The sequence below is a fragment of the Dysgonomonas sp. ZJ709 genome, assembly GCF_011039195.1.
Classification (GTDB): domain Bacteria; phylum Bacteroidota; class Bacteroidia; order Bacteroidales; family Dysgonomonadaceae; genus Dysgonomonas.
In genome coordinates, this window is the sequence record NZ_JAAKEM010000070.1 from 1 (window position 1) to 2,089 (window position 2,089).

The following is a 2,089-nucleotide window of genomic DNA, read 5'->3' on the forward strand; positions in this document are numbered from 1 at the left end:
ATTTATATATCAATGATACGATTGTGAATTATACAGGGAAAAATAAAAAGGCAATAGCAGTCAATGGGCAGATACCTATGCCAACGCTCTATTTCACCGAAGGCGATACGGCAGTAGTCTATGTGCATAACAATATGATGCACGAAACATCCATTCACTGGCATGGGCTTCTTTTACCCAACGAACAGGACGGAGTATCGTATTTAACCACAGCTCCTATCGAACCGATGTCGACCCATACATTCAAATTTGCTCTTCGCCAAAGCGGAACCTATTGGTATCACTCGCATACCATGTTGCAAGAACAAATAGGTATGTATGGAGCAATAGTGATTCATAAGCCAAACGAACTTGTCATGAACGAAGAAGTCGTTTTACTCAGCGATTGGAGTGACGAAAACCCTCACGAAATAGAACGCTCGTTGCATTATGCTACCGATTGGTACGCAATCAAGAAAAACGCCGTGCAAAGTTATGGTGAAGCACTCCTAAGCGGGAACTTCAAAACGAAGTTTTCCAATGAGTGGAAGCGTATGAATGCCATGGACGTAAGCGATGTGTATTACGAACGATTTTTAGTAAACGGTGCAAGCGAACAACAAGCGAAAAAATATAAGGCAGGCGATAAAGTTCGGTTGCGGGTAATTAACGGTAGTGCCTCCACATACTTTTGGGTAACCTATTCGGCAGGTAGAATGTCGGTTGTGGCAAGCGATGGTATGGATGTAGAGCCGGTAGAAGTAGATAGATTTATTGTCGGCACGTCAGAAACATATGATGTCATGGTCACAATACCTGCCGATGGTACAGCTTACGAACTATTAGCCACATCAGAAGACAGAACAGGTTCGGCATCACTATGGCTTGGAGATGGAACGAGGCAAGCCGCAAAGCCTTTACCCCGTTTGAAATACTTCGAAGGCATGAAGATGATGAATGATATGATGACCATGGGCGGTAATATGAAAGATATGGGAATGAATATGAGCCTTCAACAAATGGATATGAATGCAGTGATGTATCCCGAAATAACAGGCGATGGAATGTCTGATATGCCATCGATGCAAGATAGTACGAGTCATGCCCATCATGCCGAGTCACAGGACGATATTGTTACGCTAAATTACGCCATGTTGAAATCTCCCGTAAAAACCACCTTACCCGACACTCCTTTCAGAACACTGTATTTTGAGCTGACAGGAAACATGAACCGCTATGTGTGGACTATCAATAATAAAACGGTATCGGAAAGTGATAAAATATTAATCAGGAAAGGCGAAAATATACGTATAGTAATTAACAATAACTCAATGATGCGCCACCCGATGCATTTGCACGGACATTTTTTCCGTGTGGTGAATGAGCATGGCGAGTACTCACCGCTGAAGAATGTATTGGATATTATGCCAATGGAAACAGACACGATTGAGTTTAATGCCGCTGAAGAGTATGGCGATTGGTATTTTCATTGTCACATTCTATATCATATGATGGCGGGAATGGGACGTATATTTTCTTACGAAGATTCGCCTCCTAATCCGCAGATACCCGATCCGAAAGAAGCTCTTAAAAAGGTATATAACGATGATCGGCGTTTCTTTCTTGGAGGTCAGATTGGCTTAGAAAGCAACGGTAGTGATGGAAATATGTCGCTGATGAATACCCGATGGATATTATCTACCGAGTGGAGAATCGGACTGAATAAAACACATGGTTTTGAAACAGAAGCCCGAATCGGACGGTTTCTTGATCAAAAGCAATTTCTAGTGGCTTATGCAGGCTGGGATTGGTTTTACAGAGAAGGTGGACGGAGAGAAAAGAATCTGTTTGGGCAAACCAGTAATCAGAAGAATTGGGGAGCATTTACCCTTGGATTACAATATACTTTACCCTTTTTGCTTGTAACTCAATTGCAGGTCGATCATACAGGTTATGTTCGTGCCCAACTAAGAAGAGACGATATCCCCGTTACAAAACGTTTGCGACTATGGGGTATGATCAATACCAATATCGAATATGCTTTTGGTGCCAGATATATACTTACTAAATATCTTTCGGCATCGACTCATTACGACAGTGACATGAAATT

The 2,089-nt window shown here is 42.1% G+C and carries 1 protein-coding gene; it reads left to right on the plus strand.

The window, feature by feature from the left end; genetic code table 11:
• On the plus strand, positions 1-2,089 hold a 2,089-nt coding region (locus tag G7Y56_RS18350; protein WP_165045902.1), incomplete at both ends, for a multicopper oxidase domain-containing protein.